Genomic DNA, 22,045 nt, shown 5'->3' on the forward strand with positions numbered 1-22,045 from the left:
GGCAGCGACACGCCCGCCGCCGCCGCCAGCCCACCACCGCGTGGCGGGGCGTCGCGCGTGCCGGCCAAGCTGGACCTGCCCGACGAGGAAATCACCTCGACCCGAATCGACCTGAGAGATTGACGTGCGGCAAGCCCAGATTCGCCAAATCCTTATCCTGATTGCGCTGACCGTTGTTTACCTGAGCTTTGAATTGGGTTTCAACGCCCGCCTGCTGGACGTGGTCGGCAGCCGCGCCACGCCGCACGACATCGAAGAGCTGGAGTTTTTCGGCCGCACGCTGTCGGGCATCGCCGCCGCGCTGGTGGTGCTGCAAGTGCTGTGGACGCGCCGGCTGCGCACCGGTGGCCAGCCGTCGTTCCTGAAGATCGCCGTGGCCTGCGCGGTGACCGCGCTGGTGGTGTTCGGCGCCATCAAGATGCTGGTGAACGTACTGGTGGACACGCGCGAGGCCGACTTTCGTCGCGTCGCCACCAACGCCGGTTTGCTCCAGCGGTCGCTGGTGCAGGGTGATCTGCACCTGGATGGCCTGGTGGACGACGGCGTCTATGCGCGGCCCGAGGGCAAGGCGTTCCTGGCCGTGTTCCAGGTGCTGCTGTCCAACATCGACAACCTGGATGAAAAGGTCGAGCCCAAGAAACGCCAGGTCATCCGCAGCGATCTGCAACGCCAGATGAAGACGTTTTCGTTCGACGGCCGCGATGTGCGCATGACGGCGCCCGGCATCCGTGGCTATCACCAGGTCTACACCAGCGTGATGCAGTCGGTGGCCGACCGCTGGAAGAAATATGCCGGCGTGCCGGTTGCGTCCGACATCGGGCTGGCGCGCGAGCAGGACCGCGCGTGGTCCGATTACCGCAATAGCCTGTCGCGGCGCGGCTGGACGCCGGAACGCGTGCCCGCCCGCTACCAGGGCCGCGTCACGCAAGATGTGCGCAAGCGCATCCCGGTGCCCGGCGATTGGCAGCCGCATGACCGCGCCACGTTCAACGAGGCCGTGGCCCAGCAGTATTGGAAGACGATGCGCAGCCGCACCGTGCACGTGGAAGGCGACGCCATTCCGCCCGGCCTGTCCTACGAGGATTTCGTGGCGCGGCCCGGCGTGCAAAAGCTGCTGCGCCAGACGCTGATGGTGCCGGCCAGCATGAACGTGGCGTCCAACTACACCGATCCCGCCAGCTTCAAGCGCCTGTACGACGGCATGCTGGACCGCGCCGTTGACGAGGCGATGCCGCGCTTTTCCGCCAGCGCGTCCGACTTTCAGCGCGGCGGCCAGCATCAACAGCTGGGCGAGGACGCGGCGCGCGCGGCCATTGTGCCGCCGGTTGCGTTGCTGTGTTCGCTGCTGGGCGCGGTGGGCCACTTTGCCAAGCTGCTGTACCTGATCGCCAAGCTGGTGGTGTGGCTGCGCACCCCCGCCGGCCAACAGCCCGGCCGCACCGCCACGCGCGCCGCCGGCCTGGCCTTGGTATTGACGCTGGTGTGTGTGTGGACGGCGTTTTCGTTCATGCAGAACAGCGTGACCCAAAGCGAACTGTTCCAGCAGATGTCGCGGGCGGAACTCGGCCGCGATGATGAGTCGATCGGGCAGGCGCTGCGCCGCCGCGTGCTGGCCAACGTGGCGCACGTGGTGGTGGTGGGCCAGGCGTACACCTATCCCTTTAACGAAGCGGTGCGCACCGGCTTGCTGGGCGGCATCAAGTATGGATATCACGGCGATGCAGGCTAAACGCTGGATGGCGGCGCTGCTTGCCGCCGCGTTGCCCTGGTCCGGCGCCGGCGCCGCGTGCCTGGGCATGCAGGTGCACGCGCATCGCGGCGCGCCCACGCTGCCGGAGAATTCGCTGGCGTCCATCCGCGCGGCGTATGCGGGCCAGTGGGACGGCGTTGAAATCGACATGCAGCGTCTGAAGGACGGCCGTTGGGTGTTGCACCACGATGTGCTGACCGGCAGGTCGGTCACCGGCGTCGGACGCCGCGCCGTGCTGCAACTGAGCAGCGCGGATTGGCGCGGCGCCAAGCTGGCCGGGCAGGGCGGCGGGCAGCCGCCGCCTTTCCTGGACGACGCGCTGCAAGTGGCGGCCACGCAGCCGGCCAAGACCTTCAACGCCGAACTCAAGGTTGTCTACCGCGATTGCGCGCCGGTGGGCAAGCTGGTCGCCGGCATGAAGCGCGCGCTGCCGCACGGCAACTGGATGATCACCTCGGCATTCCCCGAGGCGCTGCGCTGCGTGCGCGGCACGGACCCCGACGGCTATCTGGGCCTGATCGTGTTCGACCCGCGCCACGCAGACGCCGTCAGCGCGAACCCCCTGGGCAAGTACGTGTCGCAACGCGCCACCGCGCCCACGCTTGACCGCCCATGGCTGGCCAATCTTGCCAGGACGGTAGGCGCGCCCGTCGGTGTGCATGTGGACGCCAGGACGCTGGCCGCCAACCCGCAATTGCTGCGTGACGCGGCGGCGCAGTCGGTGCGCGTCTTTGTCTACGCGGTGGGTGGCGATGCGGCCTTGGCGCAGCAACTGCGCGCGACACGGCAGCGCGAAGGCTACCTGCCGTCGGGCGTGATCATCGACGGCGACGCGCAGGCATTCTGCCGCGCCGTCGGGGGTTGAAACGCCGGGGTTTGGGCATACACTGAACGGCAAAATTTTCCGTTCACCCGCCGCAAGGAAGCCCCATGCACGCCCGCGCGATTTCGTTCTTGTCCTGCCTGCTGCTGGCAGGCGCCGCCCACGCCGGATCGGCACCGGCCGAGCTCTCATGCGTGTCCGATAGCGGCAAGGTCGCGGTAAAGGGCACGATCCCGTCGCCGTCCTCCGAAGACCTGGACATTACGCTGAGCTACTTCGACGCCACGCTGACCCTTGACGACACGACGACCCAGGGCAGCTATGTGGTGTCGGACTTTCCGCAGTCCGTGTTCCTGTTGCTGGTGCCTTCGCAAGGCACGGCGCTGACGCTTTACGCGCTGCCGTCCACCATGGCGGTGGAAAAGACCAGCGACAGCGGTGACATGTCGGGCAAATTTCAGGCCAAGCTGAAGGCGCCCCGGCCGCGCTCGGCCACGGGGGCGCAGACCCCGGCGGCACTGACGGCGACGCTGAACTGCGAATATCGGTATTCGCTGTAAGGCCACCGGATGGGCCGTTGAATGGTCCGTTCAATAGGCCATAGGCCATCCAATAGGCCATAGACCATCCAATAGGCCATTTGAGGAGACAACATTGAACACCACCCCGATCGCGGGCGAACCGCCGTTGTGCCTGCCCCCGCTGCCCGACATGGACGCCGCTACCTTCGACATCCCGCCCGGCGCCTGCGACACGCACGCACACGTAGTGGCCGCCAACACCGCGGCCTATCCGCTGGTGCCCGAGCGCACCTACACGCCGCCGCCCGCGCCGGAATCGGCCTACCTGGCCATGCTGCAAAAAACCGGCATGACGCGCGGCGTGCTGGTGCAGATCAGTGTTTACGGCACCGACAACCGCTACATGCTTGAGGTGCTGGCCCGCCACCCCGACACGCTGCGCGGCATTGGCGTCGTATCGCCCGATGTCACCGACCACGAACTGGAAGCCATGCACGCGGCCGGCGTGCGCGGCCTGCGCATCAATGTGCTGTTTGGCGGCGGCATCGGTTTTGACGCCATGGAAACGTTGGCGCATCGCATCGCCGACCTGGGTTGGCACATGCAGTTCCTGATGGACGCGCGCCAGTTGCCCGAGCTGCTGCCGCGCATGCGCAAGCTGCCGGTGCCCGGCGTGGTGGACCACATGGGGCACATGCCGGTCGCCGACGGTCTGGGCAGCCCCGGCTTCCAGGCGCTGGACCATCTGGTGCGCGACCACGGCTGGTGGGTGAAGCTGTCGGGCGCCTATCGCATCAGCGAACGCTTTGACGACTTCAGCGACGTGACGCCGTGGGCGCAGGCGCTGATCAACGCGGCGCCCGACCGCATGCTGTGGGGCAGCGACTGGCCGCACGTGCACCAGACCCGCATGGTCAATACGGGACGCCTGCGCAACCAGCTGGCGCTGTGGGCGCCGGACCCCGACGTGCGCCATCGCATCCTGGTCAGCAACCCCGAACGCCTGTACGGATTCGCCCCGACGCGATAGCCGCGCATCGCCCGAACAACAACACAAGAGACAAGCCATGCAATGGTATAGAGAGCTGAACAAGACCGAACGCCGTACCTTCATCGCCGCGTTCGGCGGATGGGCCATCGACGCGCTGGACTTCATGGTGTTCACGTTCGTGATCGCCACCTTGATGACCCTGTGGGGTATCGACAAGGGCCAGGCGGGCATGCTGGGCACCGTGACGCTGCTGTTCTCCGCCATCGGCGGCTGGCTGGCCGGCATCCTGGCCGACCGCTACGGCCGGGTGCGCGTGCTGCAATACACGATCCTGTGGTTCTCGGCCTGCACGGTGGCCATCGGCTTCGCGCAGAACTTCGAGCAGCTGTTCGTGCTGCGCGCCTTGCAGGGGCTGGGCTTTGGCGGCGAATGGGCCGTGGGCTCGGTGCTGATGGGCGAAATCGTGCGCGCCGAACATCGCGGCAAGGCCGTGGGCACCGTCCAAAGCGGCTGGGCCGTGGGTTGGGGCGCGGCGGCAATCCTGTACACGATCGCGTTCTCGGTGTTGCCGTCCGACTGGGCCTGGCGCAGCCTCTTCTGGATCGGCGTGCTGCCTGCGTTCCTGGTGCTGTATATCCGCAAGAACGTGCCCGAGCCGGAGGTGTTCCAGCGCGCGCAGGCCAAGGTGCAAGCCGGCCAGGAGCGCGCCTCGTTCTGGACGATTTTCTCGCCGGCGCTGATCAAGACCACCGTCATCACCGCCATCCTGTGCACGGGCGTGCAGGGCGGCTACTACGCCATCACGACGTGGTTGCCCACTTACCTGAAGGTCGAGCGACAGCTGTCGGTGCTGAACACGGGCGGCTATCTGATGGTCATCATCCTGGGATCGTTCTGCGGGTACATTGCGGGCGCCTATCTGGCCGACCGCCTGGGCCGGCGCGCCAATCTGCTGATCTTCTCGGTGCTGTCCACCATCAGCGTCTACGCCTATACGCAGCTGCCGTTGACCGATCACCAGATGCTGTTCCTGGGCTTTCCGCTGGGGTTTGCCGCGTCGGGAATTTTCAGCGGTATCGGCGCCTTGTTTCCCAGCCTGGTCGGTTTCTTGAGCCAGACGCACGGGCTGGGTTGGGCCATTGGCGCCTTCGCCACGGGCGCGTACGCCGTGGTGATCGTGACGGCGCTGCTGTTGCCGGAAACCAAGGGCCGCGTGCTGGAATAAGCGCTGCCCGGCCTGGCCAACACGTAGCGAAGGCCCGGGCGTTGCCCGGGCCTTTTCTTTTTGTTTAGGGTTTACCCGGTATGGTTTGCCGTTCGAAATTTGTATGATGACCCGATAACTTAGATTCATGAGACAAGTCATCATGCCGTCCCGGCCATTCCCGATCGCTGCGCTTAGCCCTGCGCCTTTCCCTGCCGTTTTCCATTGGGTTTCAGCGCCCGTCCGCCCCTGCGTCCCAGGGGTTTTTCATGACTGACGAAAGCCGCATCCGCGAAGAAATCTGCGTCGTCGGCGCCAGCCTCTACCAGCGCGGCTACACGGTCGGCGCCGCCGGCAACATCAGCGCGCGGCTGGACGACGGTTGGCTGATCACGCCCACCGACGCCTGCCTGGGCCGCCTGGACCCCGCTGAACTGGCCAAGGTCGACCTGGACGGCAATTGGGTGTCAGGCGCCAAGCCGTCCAAGACGCTGGTGCTGCACCAGGGCATCTATCGGGCCAGCCCCGAATCGCGAGGCATCATCCACACGCATTCCACGCATCTGGTCGCGCTGACGCTGGCCGGCGTGTGGAAGGCGGACGAAGTGCTGCCGCCCATCACGCCCTATCAAGTGATGAAGGTGGGCCGCATTCCGCTGATTGCGTATCGCCGGCCCGGTGACCCGCAAGCCGCGGCCGAGGTCGCAGCCGTGGCCGGCCAGGTGCGCGGCGCGCTGTTCGAACGGCTGGGGCCGGTGGTGTGGGAACGCTCGGTGGCGCATGCCTCGTATGCGCTGGAAGAGCTGGAAGAAACCGCGCGCCTGTGGCTGATGAGCCAGCCGCGTCCCACGCCCTTGTCTGCCGATGCCATCGAAGAATTGCGCACAACGTTCGGCGCGCGCCTCTAAGCCCATCAACCGCAAATAAAGTCGCCTGGCCGCCTTGGCGCGGACCGGTGCGGCGCATACTCCTGGAGACTTTTCATGCCCCCGATGGATCTGGCGTCCGGCGCCAACCCCGCTGCCGCTTCGGCATCCCAGCCTGAATCCCGCGACACCGCGCGCGCCTACGCCAAGGTGTTCTGGCGGCTCGTGCCGTTCTTGATGCTGTGCTATGTCATTGCCTACCTGGATCGCGTCAACGTCGGCTTCGCCAAGTTGCAGATGTCGCAAGACCTGGGCTTCAGCGAAACCGTGTTCGGGCTGGGCGCGGGCGTGTTCTTCATCGGCTACTTCCTGTTTGAAGTGCCCAGCAACCTGCTGATGCATCGCCTGGGCGCGCGCATCTGGATCGCGCGCATCATGATCACGTGGGGCATCCTGTCCGGCATGTTCATGTTTGTGGAAACGCCCACCGGCTTCTACATCCTGCGCTTCCTGCTGGGCCTGGCCGAAGCGGGCTTCTACCCCGGCGTGATCCTGTACCTGACCTACTGGTACCCGGCGCATCGCCGCGCCAAGATCATCGCGCTGTTCATGTCCGCCATTCCGGTGGCCGGCATCTTCGGCAACCCGTTGTCGGGCTGGATCATGGAAGCCTTTCACGGCACGCACGGCTTGCAGGGCTGGCAGTGGATGTTCCTGATCGAAGCCATTCCCGCGCTGCTGATCGGCGTGGTCACCATCATGTACCTGGACAACGGCATCGCCAGCGCCAAGTGGCTGACGCCCGACGAGAAGCAGCTGCTGACGCGGGAAATCGAACAGGACCAGAAGCAGACCGGCACGCAAAAACACTCGCTGCGTGCCGTGTTCGGCGACAAGCGCGTGTGGTGGATGTGCCTGATCTACTTCGCCTTCGTCGCCGGCCAATACGGTTTGACGTTCTGGATGCCCACGCTGATCAAGTCCACCGGTGTGACCGGGGCGCTGAACATCGGCCTGCTGTCGGCCATTCCCTTCATCTGCGCCATCATCGTGATGAACCTGCTGGGCCATTCGGCGGACAAGCGGCGTGAGCGTCGCTGGCATTTGATCGTGCCGGCGCTGGCGGGCGCCATCGGCTTTACCGCCGCCGCATCCTTTGCGGACAACACCGTGGTGTCGCTGATCTGCCTGTCGTTGGCCGCCGCCGGCGTGCTGACCTGCGCGCCGTTGTTCTGGTCGTTGCCCACGGCATTCCTGTCGGGCACCGCGGCGGCGGCGGGCATCGCCATCGTCAACTCCGTGGGCAACCTGGCCGGTTTCGCCAGCCCCTACATGATCGGCTACCTGAAAGACCTGACAAATTCTACTGCGTCCGGCATGTACGTGCTGGCCGCCGTGCTGGTTATCGGGGCCATCGCGGTGTGGTTCACGCCCGCCAAGCTGGTCAACCGCTAAAGCGTTATTGCCGCGTAGATAACCGTTATTGAACACGTTATTGAAGAAAGGACCCGCCATGCCGCGCCTGGCCGCCAACCTGACCATGATGTACACCGAGCATCCGTTTCTGGATCGCTTTGCAGCCGCCGCCAGCGATGGCTTTCAAGGGGTGGAATTCCTGTTTCCCTACGACTACGCCGCCGCCGATATCCAGGCGCGGCTGCGCGATAAGGGCTTGACCCAGGCCCTGTTCAACACGCCGCCCGGCGACTGGGCGGCGGGCGAGCGCGGCATTGCGTCCTTGCCCGGCCGCGAAGACGAATTTCTGCGCGGACTGGACCAGGCGCTGGGATATGCGGCGCAATTGGGCAACCGCGGCCTGCACGTCATGGCCGGGTTGATCCGGCCGGACCAGGACCGCGCGGCGCATCGCGAGGTGTACGTGAAGAACCTGGCCGCCGCCGCCCGCATCGCGGCATCGGCCGGCATCACCGTGGTGATCGAACCCATCAACACACGCGACATCCCCGGCTTTTTTCTGAACCGGCAAGACGACGCCCAAGCCATCTGCCAGGAAGTGGGCGCCGCCAACCTGAAAGTGCAATTCGATTGCTATCACTGCCAGATCGTCGAAGGCGACATCGCCAAAAAGCTGGAGCGCGACATGGCCGGCATCGGCCACATCCAGATTGCCGGCGTACCCGACCGCCACGAGCCCGACGAGGGTGAGCTGAACTATCCGTATCTGTTCGACCGCATCGACGCGCTGGGCTACACGGGCTGGATCGGCTGCGAGTACCGCCCAAAAGCGGGCACGCGCGCGGGCCTGGGCTGGGCGCGACCCTATCTCTCCCGGCGTTGAGTCGCATCGCGCCGCGTGGATGAACACCACGTTCACACCACCGAACCGCACACCACCGAACCGCACACCACCGAACCGCACACCACTGAGACCCCACCATGAAAATCCTGATCACCGGCGGCGCCGGATTCCTGGGCCAGCGGCTGGCTCGCAAACTGCTGGAGCAGGGCACGCTGACACTGGACGCCAACGGCCCGCAACCCATCACCCGGATCGACCTGCTGGACGTCGTCAAGACCGACGCGTTCACTGACCCGCGTGTGCATTCGCAAGTTGGCGACATTGCCGACCCGGCCGTGCTGCGCCAGGCCATCGACACGGACACGCGCGCCGTCTTCCATCTGGCGGCCATCGTCAGCGGGCAGGCCGAGGCCGATTTCGACTTGGGAATGCGCATCAATCTGGACGCCTCGCGCGCCTTGCTGGAAGTGTGCCGCGCGCTGGGCCACCAACCGCGCGTCCTCTTCACCAGCTCGGTAGCCGTGTACGGCGGCGACCTGCCCGACACCGTGCGCGACGACACCGCGTTGAATCCGCAGTCGTCCTACGGCACGCAAAAGGCCATTGCCGAACTGCTGCTGGCCGACTACACGCGGCGCGGTTTTGTCGACGGGCGCGTGCTGCGCCTGCCCACCATCAGCGTGCGCCCGGGCCGCCCCAACGCGGCGGCATCGTCCTTTGCCAGCGGCATCATCCGCGAACCGCTGAACGGCGAAACCGCCGTCTGCCCCGTGGGCGCCGACACGCGCCTGTGGCTGCTGTCGCCGCGCGCCGCCATCCAGGCCTTGATTGCCGGCTGCGAGCTGCCGGCGGACGCCGTGGCCGACCGCGCGCCCATCAACCTGCCGGGCGTGTCCGTCACGGTGGCCGACATGGAACAGGCGCTGCGCGAGGTCGCGGGCGATGACGTCGCGGACCGCATCACGTGGCGCCCGGACGAACGCGTTGAACGCATCGTGGGCAGCTGGCCCGGCCGCTGGGACACCACGCGCGCCAGCCGCCTGGGCTTGAAGGGCGACAACAGCTTTGCCGACATCGTCCGCGCGTACATGGCCGACGACTTGCCGCGTTGATGCGCGGCGCCCTCATTTCAATATTCCGGACGAACCCGCCATGAGCCTTCCGCAATCCACTCCCCGCCGCGTCGGCGTCATCGGCCTGGGCGCCATGGGCGCGGGCATCGCCCAAAGCCTGCGCCGCGCCGGTCATGATGTGCACGTGTACGACATCCGTCCCGAAGCCACCGCCTCGTTTGCCGCAGACGGCGGCGTGGCCTGCGCCACGTTGGCCGACATGGCGGCTGCCTGCGACATCATCATCAGCGTGGTGGTCAACGCCGCGCAAACCGAATCCGTGCTGTATGGCGACGGTGGCATCGCCGCCGCCTTGCGGCCCGGCGCCGTGTTCGTGATGTGTTCCACCGGGGACCCCAACTGGTCCATCGCGCTGGAAGCGCGCCTGGCCGAGCAGGGCGTCCTGTACCTGGACGCGCCGATTTCCGGTGGCGCGGCCAAGGCCGCCGCCGGCCAGATGACGATGATGACGGCAGGCGCCGGCGCCGCCTACGACGCCTGCGGCGCGGTGCTGGAATCCATGGCGGGCAAGGTCTACCGGCTGGGCGACCGCGCCGGCGCGGGCAGCAAGGTCAAGATCATCAACCAGTTGCTGGCGGGCGTGCACATCGCCGCCGCCGCCGAAGCCATGGCGCTGGGCCTGCGCGAAGGCGTGGACGCCGACGCGCTGTACGAGGTCATCACGCATAGCGCGGGCAACAGCTGGATGTTCGAAAACCGCATGCCGCATGTGCTGGCGGGCGACTACACGCCCTTGTCGGCCGTGGACATCTTCGTGAAGGACCTGGGGCTGGTGCTGGACACCGCGCGGCACAGCAAGTTTCCGCTGCCGCTGGCGTCCACCGCGCACCAGATGTTCATGCAGGCATCCACCGCCGGGCATGGCCGCGAGGACGACAGCGCCGTCATCAAGATTTTTCCGGGCATCAGCTTGCCGGAGGCAACATGAGCATCAACATCAAGCTTGGCTGCATCGCCGACGACTTCACGGGCGCCACCGACCTGGCCAACAACCTGGTGCGCGCGGGCATGCGCACCGTGCAGACCATTGGCGTGCCGGGCGAGCCGTTACGCGCCGATGCGGACGCCGTGGTCGTGGCGTTGAAAACCCGCACGCTGCCGCCCGACGAGGCCGTGGCGCAATCGCTGGCCGCGCTGCACTGGTTGCAGCAGCAGGGCGCCCAGCAGATCTATTTCAAGTACTGCTCTACGTTCGACAGCACGCCGCAGGGCAACATCGGCCCCGTCACGGACGCGCTGATGACGCAGCTGGGCACGCCGTTCACCATCGCCACGCCCGCGTTTCCCGACAACAAGCGCACCGTCTTCAAGGGCTATCTGTTCGCGGGCGACGTGCTGCTGAACGAATCGGGCATGCAGCATCATCCGCTGACGCCGATGACCGACCCCAATCTGGTGCGCGTGTTGCAGGCGCAAACCTCGCGCAAGGTCGGGCTGATCGATTACAGCGTGGTGGCGGCGGGCGCGGATGCCATCCGCGCGCGCATCCAGGCCTTGCAGCAAGAGGGCATTGAAATCGCCATCGTGGATGCCGTGTCCAACGACGACCTGCTGACCCTGGGCCCCGCGCTGCGCCACATGCCGTTGGTGACGGCAGGGTCCGGCGTGGCCATCGGCCTGCCCGGCAACTGGGGTTTGGCGCCCAGCACCGTGGCTGTCGACGTGCGCGCGCCCGGCTTGCAAGCCGTGGTGGCGGGCAGCTGCTCTACCGCCACCAATGCACAGGTGGCCGCGTTCATTGAAAGCGGGCGGCCGGCGATGGCGTTGGACCCAATGCGGCTGGCATCGGGCGACGACGTGGTGGCACAGGTGCTGGCATGGGCCGAACCGCGCATGCAAGACGGCCCGGTGCTGGTGTATTCCACCGCGCAACCGGATGCGGTGAAAGCCGCGCAAGGCGCGCTGGGCGTGGCGCGCGCGGGCGAGATGATCGAGGCGGCCATTGCGCGCATCGCGGTTGGTTTGGTGGAACGCGGCGTGCGCCAACTGATCGTTGCGGGCGGTGAAACGTCGGGCGCGGTGGTTCAGGCGCTGGGGCTGGCCCAGATCACCATCGGCGCGCAGATCGACCCGGGCGTGCCCTGGTGCGCCGGTCATACGCCCGTGGCGAGGGAAGACGTCAGCATCGCGCTGAAGTCAGGCAACTTTGGATCGCGCGACTTCTTCATCAAGGCGTTTCGCTGACGCCGGTTCAGCCATACACACAAGCAGGAGGGCAGGCAGTGGCCAGCAAACAGAACAATGCGCTGAAAGGCGGCTTGAAATCGCGGCACCTGACGATGATGTCCATCGCCGGGGTGATCGGGGCGGCGCTGTTCGTCGGCTCGGGCAAGCAGATCGCGCTGGCCGGCCCCGCCGTCATCCTGGCGTACCTGGGTGGCGGCATCCTGGTCATCCTGGCGATGCGCATGCTGGGGGAAATGGCCGTGGCGCAGCCGGACACGGGCTCGTTTTCCACCTACGCCGACCGCGCCATCGGGCGCTGGGCAGGCTTCACCATCGGCTGGCTGTACTGGTACTTCTGGGCATTGCTGATGGGCTGGGAAGCCTACGTCGCCGGGCAGATCCTGCATGGCTGGTTTCCGCAGGTGCCGGATTGGGGCTACGCGCTTTTCATCACGGTGTCGCTCATCATCGTCAACTTCATGAACGTGCGGAACTACGGTGAATTCGAGTTCTGGTTCGCGCTGATCAAGGTGATCGCCATTGTGGCGTTCCTGGTTATCGGCAGCCTGGCGGTGGTGCACCTGTGGCCCTGGGGCCAGGCGCGCGGCGTGTCGCAACTGACGGCGCAGGGTTTCATGCCCAACGGCGTCAAGTCGGTGGTGGTGGCCATGCTGGGTGTGATGTTCGCGTTCATCGGAGCGGAAATCGTGACCGTGGCCGCCGCTGAATCCGCCGACCCAGCACGCGAGATCATCAAGACCACGCGGTCCGTGGTGTGGCGGATCTGCCTGTTCTATGTGGGGTCCATTTTCATCATCGTGTGCCTGGTGCCGTACAACGATCCGCAACTGTCGCAGCCCACGCACGGCAGTTACAACGTGGCGCTGAGCCGGCTGGGCGTGCCGCACGCGCAAGCCATCGTCAACTTCATTGTGTTGACGTCGGTGTGCAGCTGCTTCAATTCGGCGTTGTACACGGCATCGCGCATGCTGTATTCGCTGTCGCGGCGCGGTGATGCGCACCGCATCATGCAGGTAACCGGCCGGCGCACCGGCACGCCCTACGTCGGCGTGCTGGTGTCCAGCGTGTTCGCCTTCGTGGCGATCTGGATGATGGCGACGTCCAAGATGGATCTGTACGACGTGCTGATGCAGGCCACCGGCACCATCGCGCTGTTCGTGTACCTGGCGATCGCCTTGTCGCAGCTGCGCATGCGCTACCGCTTGCAGGCGCAAGGCGTGGAACTGAGCTTCAAGATGTGGCTGTTTCCGTGGCTGACCTATGGCGTCATCGTCTGCATCATCGCCGCGTTGATCACCATGGTGGTCGAAGGCACATACCGCAATGAAGTGGCCTACACGTCGTTGCTGGCGGGCGTGATTGTTGTGATGGGGCTGGTTGCGCAGCGCTTTGGCATCGGCACCGGCGGGCGCCGCTTGCAGGTCAGCGGTGCGCCCGGCTAAGTCGCTTGGCCGCGTTGACCATGTGGATGCGCGCGGCTTCGCGCGCGCCTTCCACGTCTTGCCGGCGGATGGCCTCGACGATGGCGACGTGTTCCTGCAGCACGTCGCGCATCAGGTCGGCGTGGCGCGCTTCGTTGCCGCGCGTGACGCGTGTGGCGGCTTCCAGAAACTGGCTGACAAAGGCCAGTGTGGTCAGGAAGTACGGGTTGCCCGTGGCGCGTGCAATGCTGCGGTGAAACGCCACGTCTTCCTTGACGCCGTCGCCTCCGTCCGCCACCGCCTGCGAAATGGCGGCCAGGGCGTTGTCGATATCCGTCATGTCGCGCTTCTTGCGCATGGCGGCCGCCTGCGCCGCGATTTCGGTTTCCAGCGCGCGCCGCAGGTCCACGATGTGCAGCACCGCGTCCAGTGACGTGAGTTCCGTCGCATCGATTCGCAGCGCCCGGTTACCCGTCAGGCCGGTAACAAACACGCCGCTGCCTTGCCGCGCTTCCACGATGCCGTCCTGCCGCAGCCGCGATACCGCTTCGCGGATCACTGTGCGGCTGACCCCGAACTGCTCGGCCAACGCCGCTTCGGTGGGCAGTTTTTCGCCCGGCGGCACGCGGCCTTCGTCGATTTCGGCGAGCAGGCGCTTGGTGACCGTGTCGGTCAGCGTGGGCGGGGAGGGAAGGCGGGGGAACACCATGGGTATCAAAGGCTGGAGTATGGCGGGTGCGGGGCAACGACGCCGGTCGCGGATGGCGATGTTGGACGTCGTCGCCGCGTGTGGACGCTGACGCTGATGTTGACGGCAGCGCGTGGCGAGGCCCGGCGGCAATGATAACCGGTAGACCGGTGCCACCGACGCTATCGGCGGGGCGGGCGGGGCCGGGCGTGGGCGTCGTGCAGGCAGTCGATAAAGCAGCGGGCGGCGGGCGTGGGTGGCGAGTCGGCGCGGGTCAGGATGGACACGCGCGCGGCCGGCAGTTCGTGCGCCAGCGGCAGCATGCGTACGTCGCGCGGCAGCAGCCGGTGGTCGAACAAATTGCGCACGAAGATGCCCAGCGCGTCGCTGTCGGCAATGATGGCCAGGGCTACCGCGATGGACTGGCACGGAATCACGTCGCGCGGGGCTGGCAATTGCTGCGCCGCGAAGGCCAGCCGCAGCAGGTTTGCCGGCGCCTGGATGTTGCCGGGCAGCAGCCACAGGGCCTCGTGCAGATCGGCCAGCGTGCGGGCGTGGCGCAGCGGATGACCGGCGCGGGCGCCTACCGCCAGCGGCAGCGTGAACAGGGTGGTGCGGGCAAAGCCGTCGTCGATGTCGCCGTCGTATTCCGTTTGCACCAGGAAGTCATAGCGGCCCGACTCCAGCTGTTCGTGGCTGAAGGGCGGGGCCACTTCGTTGAACGCCACCGATACGCGCGGCATGCGCGCCCGGAAGGCTGCCAGCGCGGCGGGCAGCACCGTCAGCGCGGCCGAACTGATGGCCAGGTTCAAGCTGCCGCCTTCGCCGTCGCGCATTTGCCCGATCTCTTCCTGGGCGCGGCGCGCTTCTTGCAGGATCACCACGGCGCGCTTGTACAGCGCGTCGCCGTACGGGGTCAGTTCAACGCCGCGCGCGCTGCGGCGCACCAGTTCGGCGCCCACGCTTTGCTCAAGCTCGCGCAGGCTGCGGGTGGCGGCGGGTTGCGTCACGAACAGGGCGCGCGCCGCCGCGCGGATGCTGCCGTGCTCGGCGATCAGGACAAAGGCGCGCAATTGGCGAAGATTCATGGCGTGGGGATGGAGAGGGGATGGGGTGGTGCCGGGGCTGGGATGGGGTGGGGCTATAACAAAAAGGTTTCACTGGAACAAAAATACTGTCTTTTCCTTATCGTCCGCCATCCGTATATTCACGCGGACGGGGCAGGCAAAGCGGCCGGGACAGGAAGGCCCGGCGGCCATCAGGCCGACACGGCGCGGTCACTGCGTGACGCGTGACCATCGCCCCGACAACGGACATCAAGGGGAAATCATGTCTATCGCCATCGCCGCCGGATCCGGCCGGCAGCACCTGCATTCATCGACGATGCGTCGGCGCGTCATCGCCGGCACCACCATCGGCAACGCGCTGGAGTTCTTCGACTTCACCGTCTTCACGTTCCTGATGCTGGTCATCGGCCCGCTATTCTTTCCGGCTGCCTCCGGCTACGGCCAGTTGCTGTTGACCACGGCCACCTTCGGCGTGGGCTTCCTGATGCGGCCCGTGGGCGGCATGCTGATCGGGTCGTACGCCGACCGCCACGGTCGCCGCGCCGCCATGACGCTGACGCTGTGGCTGATGGGGCTGGGCTGCGCGCTGATCGCCGCCGCGCCCACCTACGCGCAGATGGGCGTGGCCGGACCGGTGCTGATGGTGCTGGCGCGGCTGATCCAGGGCTTTGCCGCCGGTGGCGAGGTGGGCGCGTCCACCACCTTGCTGGTGGAACACGCGCCGGCCAACCAGCGCGGCTTTTATTCCAGCTGGCAGTTTGGCAGCCAGTCGCTGGGCGTGATGCTGGGCGCGCTGACGGTGGCGCTGTTGACCGCCAGCCTGAGCGCCGAGCAGATGCAGACCTGGGGCTGGCGCGTGCCGTTCGTAATCGGCATCCTGACCGTACCGGTGGGCGCCTACATCCGCCGCAACCTGGAAGAAACGCTGGAGGCACCGGAATCGTCTCCGGGGAATCACGCCCGCCAGGCGGTGCAGGCGGGGCATTCCACCCCCGCCGCGCATTCCCCGGCCAGGGCGGCCGACTCGCGCGTCACCCCGGCGGCCTCCACCACGCCGTCCCATCAACCGCTGCGCCGCGTGTTCACCGAGCACAAGTCGCTGGTCGTCAAGGGCATCCTGCTTGTCATCGGCGGCATGGTGTGCGCGCAGATCATCGGCTTTTACATGCCCGCCTACGCCAACAAGCAGCTCGGCCTGCCCGCCACGTCCACGCTGTTTGCCAGCGTGGTGCTGGGCGCCATCGGCTTTTTGATCGCCCCGTTTGTCGGCATGCTTGCTGACCGCGTCGGGCGCAAGAAGGTCATTTTCTGGTCGCGCGCGGCCACGGTGTGCGCCCTGTTGCCGTGCTTTGAATGGTTGGTGTCTGCGCCCAGCACGGCGCGGCTGATGACGGTGATTGCGCTGCTTGCCGTGTTGCTGGCCTTGCAGACCGCGCCCGTCATCACGATGCTGCCCGAGCTGTTTCCCAAGGCCGTGCGTACCACCGGGATGTCGGTCGTGTATGGTCTGGGCATCTCGGTCTTTGGCGGCTTTGCGCAGTTCTTCGTGACCTGGCTGTTGCACGTTACCGGCAACCCCATGGCGCCTGCCTGGTATTTGATGGTGACCGTCACGCTTTCCACCGTGGTGCTGTTCTGGATTCAGGACCGCACCGGCCATGCAATCGACACTCAGGAGGCATGATGCCCAGCAGTACGAGCTACTTCCCCCGCAGTTACGCCGAATCGCGCGAGCGGTTTCTGGCGGACGCCGAGCGCCTGGGCGCATCCGTCGCGTCCTACCCGATCGAGGCGGTGGGCAGCGAGGGCGAAGCCTTGGCCACCGACGTTGCGCTGTTAGGTGCGCCCGATGCCAGGCGCCTGTTGATCATGACGTCCGCCACGCATGGCGTTGAAGGCTTTTGCGGCGCGGGCTGCCAGTTTTCGCTGATGGACGACGCGCCGATGCTCAAGCGCGCGCGCCAGGCGGGCGTGGCCTTGCTGCTGGTCCACGCGGTAAACCCGTACGGGTATTCGTGGATGGCGCGTACCGATGAAGACAACGTGGACCTGAACCGCAACGCGCAACCCTTTGACGGCACGCCGCTGCCGGTCAACGCGGGCTACGGCGCGCTGCATCCGCTGCTGCTGCCCGAGCAATGGCCGCCGTCCGACGACAACCAGCGCGATCTGGCGCGTTACGTCGCCGAACATGGGCAGGCCGCCTTTGCGCAAGCCGTGTCGCGTGGCCAGTACACGCACGCCGACGGCTTGTTCTATGGCGGCGCCGCGCCCGCCGCGTCGCTTTCCAACCTGCGCCGCATCCTGCAAACGCACGCCAGCCCCTATGCGCATATCGGCTGGATCGATGTGCATACCGGCCTGGGGCCGCGTGGGCATGGCGAAAAAATCTACGCCGGCCGCCGCGATGACGCCGAAGTGGCACGGGCGCGGCAGTGGTGGGGCCTGGACATTGCGGTGCCTTTCCAGGGAACCTCGGCTTCCGTGGACATCACGGGGCATCTTGCCAGCCTGATCTATCAGGCCTGCCCGCAGTCGTCGCCCACGCTGATGGCGCTGGAATACGGCACCGTGCCGTTCGATGACATCGTGTTGGCGCTGCGCGGCCGCAACTGGCTGCGCGCCAATCCCGACGCCCCGGCCGCGTTGCGCCGCGACATCCTGCAAACCACGCAGGACGCGTTCTATTGCCACGCCTACGACTGGCACGGCATGGTCTTGGGGCAAAGCCGCGTGGCGGTGCTGCAAGCGCTGTGCGGACTGGAGGCGGCGCGCTGATGCGCTGATGCGCCGATGCATCGGCGCCCTCGTTTCCATTGAAACCCCGGGTTGCACCTGTCGCCGTTTTTACCCGGCAACAGGTTGCACCTGCTCGCGGCGCGCGCGTCGGGAATTACCCGCGCCGGCCCGGCGTTGTGAGGCTGTTGTTGGGTAATCCCTAGTTGAGCCGCGCAGCAACCCATCGATATGCTTCGGTTAACCGAGAGAACCGAAGAGTTCCAACCGGAGGAGTTTCAAACCGAGCCGGCACCTCGCTGACAAGGAAACAGGATTTGCATAGCGCGCCTCCTTTGAACTCGGCCGTCACGGCCGCCCGGGTCAAGCCCATACGCGTGATCCCCTGGGCAACGTGGCTGCATCGAGTTTTCGTCGTCCTGATGTATGCGTTCATGCTCTGCCCCATCGTGCTGGTGGTCTGGCTGAGCTTCTTCAAGGACGCCATTCTCTACTTCCCCCCGTCCGGCTACACGCTGTCCTGGTACGTCAAGGCGTGGGAAAACCCCGCGTTCGCCAACGGCTTCCTGTTCAGCCTGCAAGTGTCGCTGGTGGCCGCCGCCATCGGCGTGGTGATGGGCGTGCTGGCCGCCGTCGGCATCGCACGCTACCGCTTTCAGGGCAGCAAGGGCATCAACACCTTGCTGCTGTCGCCGCTGCTGATACCCGGCATCGTGGCGGGCGTGGGCATCTACCTGTTCTATCTGCGTGCCGAGGAAATGCTGGACCAGGACATCATCGGCACCTTCGGCGGCCTGGTCATCGCGCACGTCTGCCTGACGATTCCGTGGACGGTGCGCCTGGTCACCGCCGGCATGGCGGGGCTGGATGGCTCCATCGAGGAAGCGGCGCGCAACCTGGGCGCCAGCGCGCCCAGGGCCTTCATGCGCGTGACCCTGCCGATGCTGCGCCCGTCCATCGTGGCGGCGGCGCTATTCAGCTTCGTGGTGTCGTTCGAAAACCTGGAGCTGTCTCTGTCGCTGGTCGGCCCGGGGCGCACCACGTTGCCGATCGCCATCATGCAGTACCTGGAATTCAATCTGGACCCGACCATCGCTTCGGTGGCCTCGGTGCAAATCCTGCTGTTGGGCATCATCATGCTTGTGACCGACCGCTATGTGAAACTCAGTCAGGTGGTGTAAGAAATGGCGAAGGTCTCAATCGAGAATATCCGCAAGCAGTTCGGCGCGGCGGTGGCGGTGTCCGACTTTTCCCTGGAGATCGCCGAAGGCGAACTCGTCACGTTCCTGGGCCCAAGCGGCTGCGGCAAAACCACCACGCTGCGCATGATTGCCGGCTTCATCACGCCCACGGCCGGGCGCATCCGCATCGGCGATACCGACGTCACGCGCTTGCCCGTGCATAAGCGCGACACCGGCATGGTGTTCCAGCGCTATGCGCTGTTTCCGCACATGACGGTGGCCGAAAACGTGGCCTTCGGGCTGGAGATGCACAAGGTGCCCAAGGCCGAGCGCGACGCCAAGATCCGCCGCGTGCTGGACATGGTGCGCATGACGGAATTGCGCGACCGCTATCCGCGCCAGCTATCGGGCGGACAGCAGCAGCGCGTGGCGATCGCCCGCGCGCTGGCCATCGAGCCCAAGGTGTTTCTGCTGGACGAGCCGCTGTCCAACCTGGACGCCAAGCTGCGGCTGGAAGTGCGCGAGGAAATCCGGTCGTTGCAGCAGCGCCTGGGCCTGACCACGGTGTTCGTCACGCACGACCAGGAAGAGGCGCTGGCCATTGCCGACCGCATGGCGATCATGCATGACGGCATCGTGCAGCAGGTGGGCGCGCCCGCCACGCTGTACGAGCGCCCGGCGAATCTTTTCGTGGCCGACTTCCTGGGCAAGATGAATGTGTTCACCGGACGCGGCCAGGCTGATAACCAGTTCCATACCGATGCCGGCCAGCGCATCGCCACGCCGGGCGGCGCCGGCGCCACGCATGTGGGTGTGCGGCCTGAACGCGTTCGGCTGGCCGAGCAGCCCTTGGGCGGCAATGCGTTGGCGGGCGTGGTGGAGTCTTCGTTGTATCTGGGGTCGGTGCTGGAAGTGCGCGTGCAGCTGGAAGGCGGCAACCGCATGATCAGCCAGATCGTCAATGGTGGCGCGGGCCGCGCGCAACCGGCCACCGGCTCGCGCGTGTACGCGTGCTTCGAGCCGGAAGACTGCGTGGCCTTCACGCAATAGGAGCCGCCATGACGACCGCAACCGTAGACGGGCGGCCCAGCCGCTGGCTGGGGCCCGGGCTGGCCTTTCCCGCATCGCTGGTGGTGCTGGTGATCATCCTGGTGCCCATCCTGCAACTGGCCCGCTACAGCTTCAACCATTTCGATCCGGCGGAGCTGATGCAAACCGCCTTCACCTTCGAGAACTACGCCAAGTTCTTTGGCGACCCTTACTACCGCGACATCTTCTTCACCACCCTTGGGGTGGCGGCGCTTTGCACGGTGCTGGCCTTGGTGCTGGGCTTTCCGGTGGCGTATTTTCTGGCGCGCACGCAAAGCCGATACAAAAGCCTGTTCGTGATCCTGCTGGTGTTCCCGCTGATGGTGGGCAACGTGGTGCGCGCCGCCGGCTGGATGGTGGCGCTGGGCAACGCCGGCGTGGTCAACGCGGTGTTGCAGGGGCTGGGCGTGATCGACAAGCCCATCACGCTGATGTACACGCCCACGGCGGTGGTCATCGGCACCACGGCCGTTGTCATGCCGTACCTGATCCTGACCTTGCAAAGCGTGCTGGAAGGCATGGACCTGTCGGTGGAAGAGGCGGCGCGCAATGTCGGCGCCAGCTTCTTCACGACGTTCCGCCGCATCGTGTTGCCGATTGCCGCGCCAGGCGTGGCGGCGGGCACGATGCTGGTCTTCATTCTTTGCATGAACGCCTACGCCACGCCGGTGCTGCTGGGCGGCTCAGGCCTGACGATGATGGCGCCCGCGCTGTACGACCAGATCACCCGCGCATCGAACTGGCCGTTCGGCGCCGCGCTGGCCGTCATCCTGGTCTGCGGCACGCTGGTCATCGCACTGATTTCGAACTGGCTGATCCATCGGCGCTACATCAAGACCATGGCGTCTTGAGCCCGAGTCACAACAAGGAAATTTCATGGCATCCGTATTGTTCAAGAACGCGAACCTGCTTGATCCCTTGCAGGCCGAATTGCTGGAGGGCCACCATGTGCTGGTCGAGGACGGCGTCATCAAGGAAGTGTCGGACAAGCCCATCAGCAGCGCCTCGGCGCAGGTGATCGATGCTGCCGGCCGCACGCTGATGCCCGGCCTGATCGACCTGCACGTGCACGTGCTGGCCACGCAGTTGAACCTGAGCACGCAGGGCGTGCTGCCCGATGCGCTGGTGATGATGCGCGCGGTGCCGATCATGGCGGCGATGCTGCGCCGCGGCTTCACCACGGTGCGCGATGCGGGAGGCGCGGGCTGGGGCCTGAAGTGCGCCGTCAACGAAGGCACGGTCAAGGGGCCGCGCCTGTTCATCTCGGGGCGCGCGATCAGCCAGACGGGGGGGCACGGCGATCCGCGCCCGCGTTCGGACCATCTGCGCCCCATGAGCTTTTGCGGCTGCTGCTTTCGCGCGGGCGACATCGGCCGCGTGGCCGACGGCATCGACGACGTGCGCAAGGCGGTGCGTCAGGAGCTCCAGATGGGCGCCGACCAGATCAAGATGATGGCCTCGGGCGGCGTCGCGTCGCCCACCGATCCCATCGCGTCCTTCGGTTATTCGGAAGAAGAAATCCGCGTCATCGTCGACGAAGCCGCCAGCCGCCAGACCTACGTGATGGCGCATTCCTACACCGCCGATGCCATCGAACGCGCCGTCCGCAACGGCGTGCGCACTATCGAGCACGGCAACCTGGTGGATGAGCGCGTAGCGCGCTTCATGGCCGAGAAGGGCGCCTTCGTGGTGCCCACGCTGGTGACCTACGAAGCGCTGGCCAACGAAGGCGCCGACTATGGCCTGCCGGCGGACTCGGTCGCCAAGATCGCCACGGTGCGCACCGCCGGCCTGCACTCGCTGGAAATCTACAAGAAGGCGGGCGTGAAGATCGGCTACGGCTCGGATCTGCTGGGGCCGTCGCAACGCCTGCAAAGCGATGAATTCCGTATCCGCAACGAAGTGCTTTCCACGCAGGAAGTGATCCAGTGCGCCACCACCACGGCGGCCGAGGTGCTGAACCAGGTGGGCCAGCTTGGCCGTATCCAGCCGGGCGCGCTGGCGGATGTCCTGCTGGTGGACGGCAACCCGTATCGGGACTTGTCTTGCCTGTTGGGGCAGGGCGAGCACATTGCGCTCATCATGAAGGGCGGCGAAATCGAACATAACGGACTGGGGGTGTAAGCGC

The 22,045-nt window shown here is 66.2% G+C and carries 20 protein-coding genes; 18 read left to right on the forward strand and 2 right to left on the reverse strand.

Annotation, left to right across the window (positions count from 1 at the left end; genetic code table 11):
• Nucleotides 1-124 precede the first annotated feature (124 nt).
• From ACNPP0_RS28105 to ACNPP0_RS28160, 12 genes are all read left to right on the forward strand, one after another.
• Nucleotides 125-1,729 (forward strand): hypothetical protein, encoded by a 1,605-nt coding sequence (locus ACNPP0_RS28105; RefSeq protein WP_448707738.1) that lies wholly within the window; start codon nt 125-127, stop codon nt 1,727-1,729.
• Nucleotides 1,719-2,615, forward strand: a complete 897-nt coding sequence (locus ACNPP0_RS28110) for a glycerophosphodiester phosphodiesterase (protein ID WP_448707739.1) — start codon at nt 1,719-1,721, stop codon at nt 2,613-2,615. Before ACNPP0_RS28105 ends, ACNPP0_RS28110 begins: the two co-directional genes overlap by 11 nt.
• Nucleotides 2,616-2,680: 65 nt before the next feature.
• Nucleotides 2,681-3,133 (forward strand): hypothetical protein, encoded by a 453-nt coding sequence (locus tag ACNPP0_RS28115; protein ID WP_332609837.1) that lies wholly within the window; start codon nt 2,681-2,683, stop codon nt 3,131-3,133.
• Between the two features lie 94 nt (nt 3,134-3,227).
• Nucleotides 3,228-4,124: an amidohydrolase family protein gene (locus tag ACNPP0_RS28120; protein WP_442880297.1), complete on the forward strand. Its 897-nt coding sequence runs from the start codon at nt 3,228-3,230 to the stop codon at nt 4,122-4,124.
• Between the two features lie 37 nt (nt 4,125-4,161).
• Nucleotides 4,162-5,310, forward strand: a complete 1,149-nt coding sequence (locus ACNPP0_RS28125; RefSeq protein WP_448707740.1) for an MFS transporter — start codon at nt 4,162-4,164, stop codon at nt 5,308-5,310.
• A 248-nt stretch (nt 5,311-5,558) separates the two neighbouring features.
• Entirely contained in the window at nt 5,559-6,197 is a 639-nt protein-coding gene (gene otnC, locus ACNPP0_RS28130; RefSeq protein WP_332609839.1) for a 3-oxo-tetronate 4-phosphate decarboxylase, read from the forward strand.
• Between the two features lie 75 nt (nt 6,198-6,272).
• Entirely contained in the window at nt 6,273-7,610 is a 1,338-nt protein-coding gene (locus ACNPP0_RS28135) for an MFS transporter (RefSeq protein ID WP_448707741.1), read from the forward strand.
• A 58-nt stretch (nt 7,611-7,668) separates the two neighbouring features.
• On the forward strand, nt 7,669-8,454 hold the full coding sequence (otnI, locus tag ACNPP0_RS28140) for a 2-oxo-tetronate isomerase (protein ID WP_448707742.1): 786 nt from the start codon (nt 7,669-7,671) through the stop codon (nt 8,452-8,454).
• Nucleotides 8,455-8,552: 98 nt separating this feature from the next.
• On the forward strand, nt 8,553-9,527 hold the full coding sequence (gene denD, locus ACNPP0_RS28145; protein WP_448707743.1) for a D-erythronate dehydrogenase: 975 nt from the start codon (nt 8,553-8,555) through the stop codon (nt 9,525-9,527).
• A gap of 40 nt (nt 9,528-9,567) precedes the next feature.
• A complete protein-coding gene (gene ltnD, locus ACNPP0_RS28150) occupies nt 9,568-10,476 on the forward strand; it encodes an L-threonate dehydrogenase (protein WP_448707744.1) in 909 nt (302 codons plus the stop codon).
• Nucleotides 10,473-11,732: a 3-oxo-tetronate kinase gene (gene otnK / locus ACNPP0_RS28155; protein ID WP_448707745.1), complete on the forward strand. Its 1,260-nt coding sequence runs from the start codon at nt 10,473-10,475 to the stop codon at nt 11,730-11,732. Before ltnD ends, otnK begins: the two co-directional genes overlap by 4 nt.
• A gap of 95 nt (nt 11,733-11,827) precedes the next feature.
• Nucleotides 11,828-13,177 (forward strand): amino acid permease, encoded by a 1,350-nt coding sequence (locus ACNPP0_RS28160; protein WP_448707769.1) that lies wholly within the window; start codon nt 11,828-11,830, stop codon nt 13,175-13,177.
• Here the strand turns inward: ACNPP0_RS28160 and ACNPP0_RS28165 are convergent.
• Both ACNPP0_RS28165 and ACNPP0_RS28170 read right to left on the reverse strand, forming a co-directional pair.
• A complete protein-coding gene (locus ACNPP0_RS28165; protein ID WP_332609847.1) occupies nt 13,158-13,865 on the reverse strand; it encodes a FadR/GntR family transcriptional regulator in 708 nt (235 codons plus the stop codon). The two genes, ACNPP0_RS28160 and ACNPP0_RS28165, sit on opposite strands and share 20 nt — an antisense overlap.
• Before the next feature lie 161 nt (nt 13,866-14,026).
• A complete protein-coding gene (locus tag ACNPP0_RS28170) occupies nt 14,027-14,932 on the reverse strand; it encodes a LysR substrate-binding domain-containing protein (RefSeq protein WP_332609849.1) in 906 nt (301 codons plus the stop codon).
• Nucleotides 14,933-15,173: 241 nt separating this feature from the next.
• On the opposite strand from ACNPP0_RS28170, the gene ACNPP0_RS28175 reads away from it, so the two are divergent.
• The 6 genes from ACNPP0_RS28175 to ACNPP0_RS28200 all read left to right on the forward strand — a co-directional run bounded on the left by ACNPP0_RS28175 (nt 15,174) and on the right by ACNPP0_RS28200 (nt 22,041).
• Complete coding sequence (locus ACNPP0_RS28175; RefSeq protein ID WP_332609850.1) at nt 15,174-16,595, forward strand: MFS transporter; 1,422 nt, start codon at nt 15,174-15,176, stop codon at nt 16,593-16,595.
• Entirely contained in the window at nt 16,592-17,689 is a 1,098-nt protein-coding gene (locus ACNPP0_RS28180) for a M14 family metallopeptidase (RefSeq protein ID WP_448707746.1), read from the forward strand. The genes ACNPP0_RS28175 and ACNPP0_RS28180 overlap by 4 nt, the downstream gene beginning before the upstream one ends.
• A 275-nt stretch (nt 17,690-17,964) precedes the next feature.
• Entirely contained in the window at nt 17,965-18,828 is an 864-nt protein-coding gene (locus tag ACNPP0_RS28185; protein ID WP_332609852.1) for an ABC transporter permease, read from the forward strand.
• A 3-nt stretch (nt 18,829-18,831) separates the two neighbouring features.
• The gene (locus ACNPP0_RS28190; protein ID WP_448707747.1) at nt 18,832-19,878 is read left to right on the forward strand and encodes an ABC transporter ATP-binding protein; all 1,047 of its coding nucleotides are present in this window, start codon (nt 18,832-18,834) and stop codon (nt 19,876-19,878) included.
• Between the two features lie 8 nt (nt 19,879-19,886).
• Nucleotides 19,887-20,768, forward strand: a complete 882-nt coding sequence (locus ACNPP0_RS28195) for an ABC transporter permease (RefSeq protein ID WP_332609854.1) — start codon at nt 19,887-19,889, stop codon at nt 20,766-20,768.
• Nucleotides 20,769-20,793: 25 nt separating this feature from the next.
• The gene (locus ACNPP0_RS28200; RefSeq protein ID WP_332609855.1) at nt 20,794-22,041 is read left to right on the forward strand and encodes a metal-dependent hydrolase family protein; all 1,248 of its coding nucleotides are present in this window, start codon (nt 20,794-20,796) and stop codon (nt 22,039-22,041) included.
• Nucleotides 22,042-22,045: the final 4 nt, after the last annotated feature.

This window comes from Achromobacter semiaridum (genome assembly GCF_053543755.1).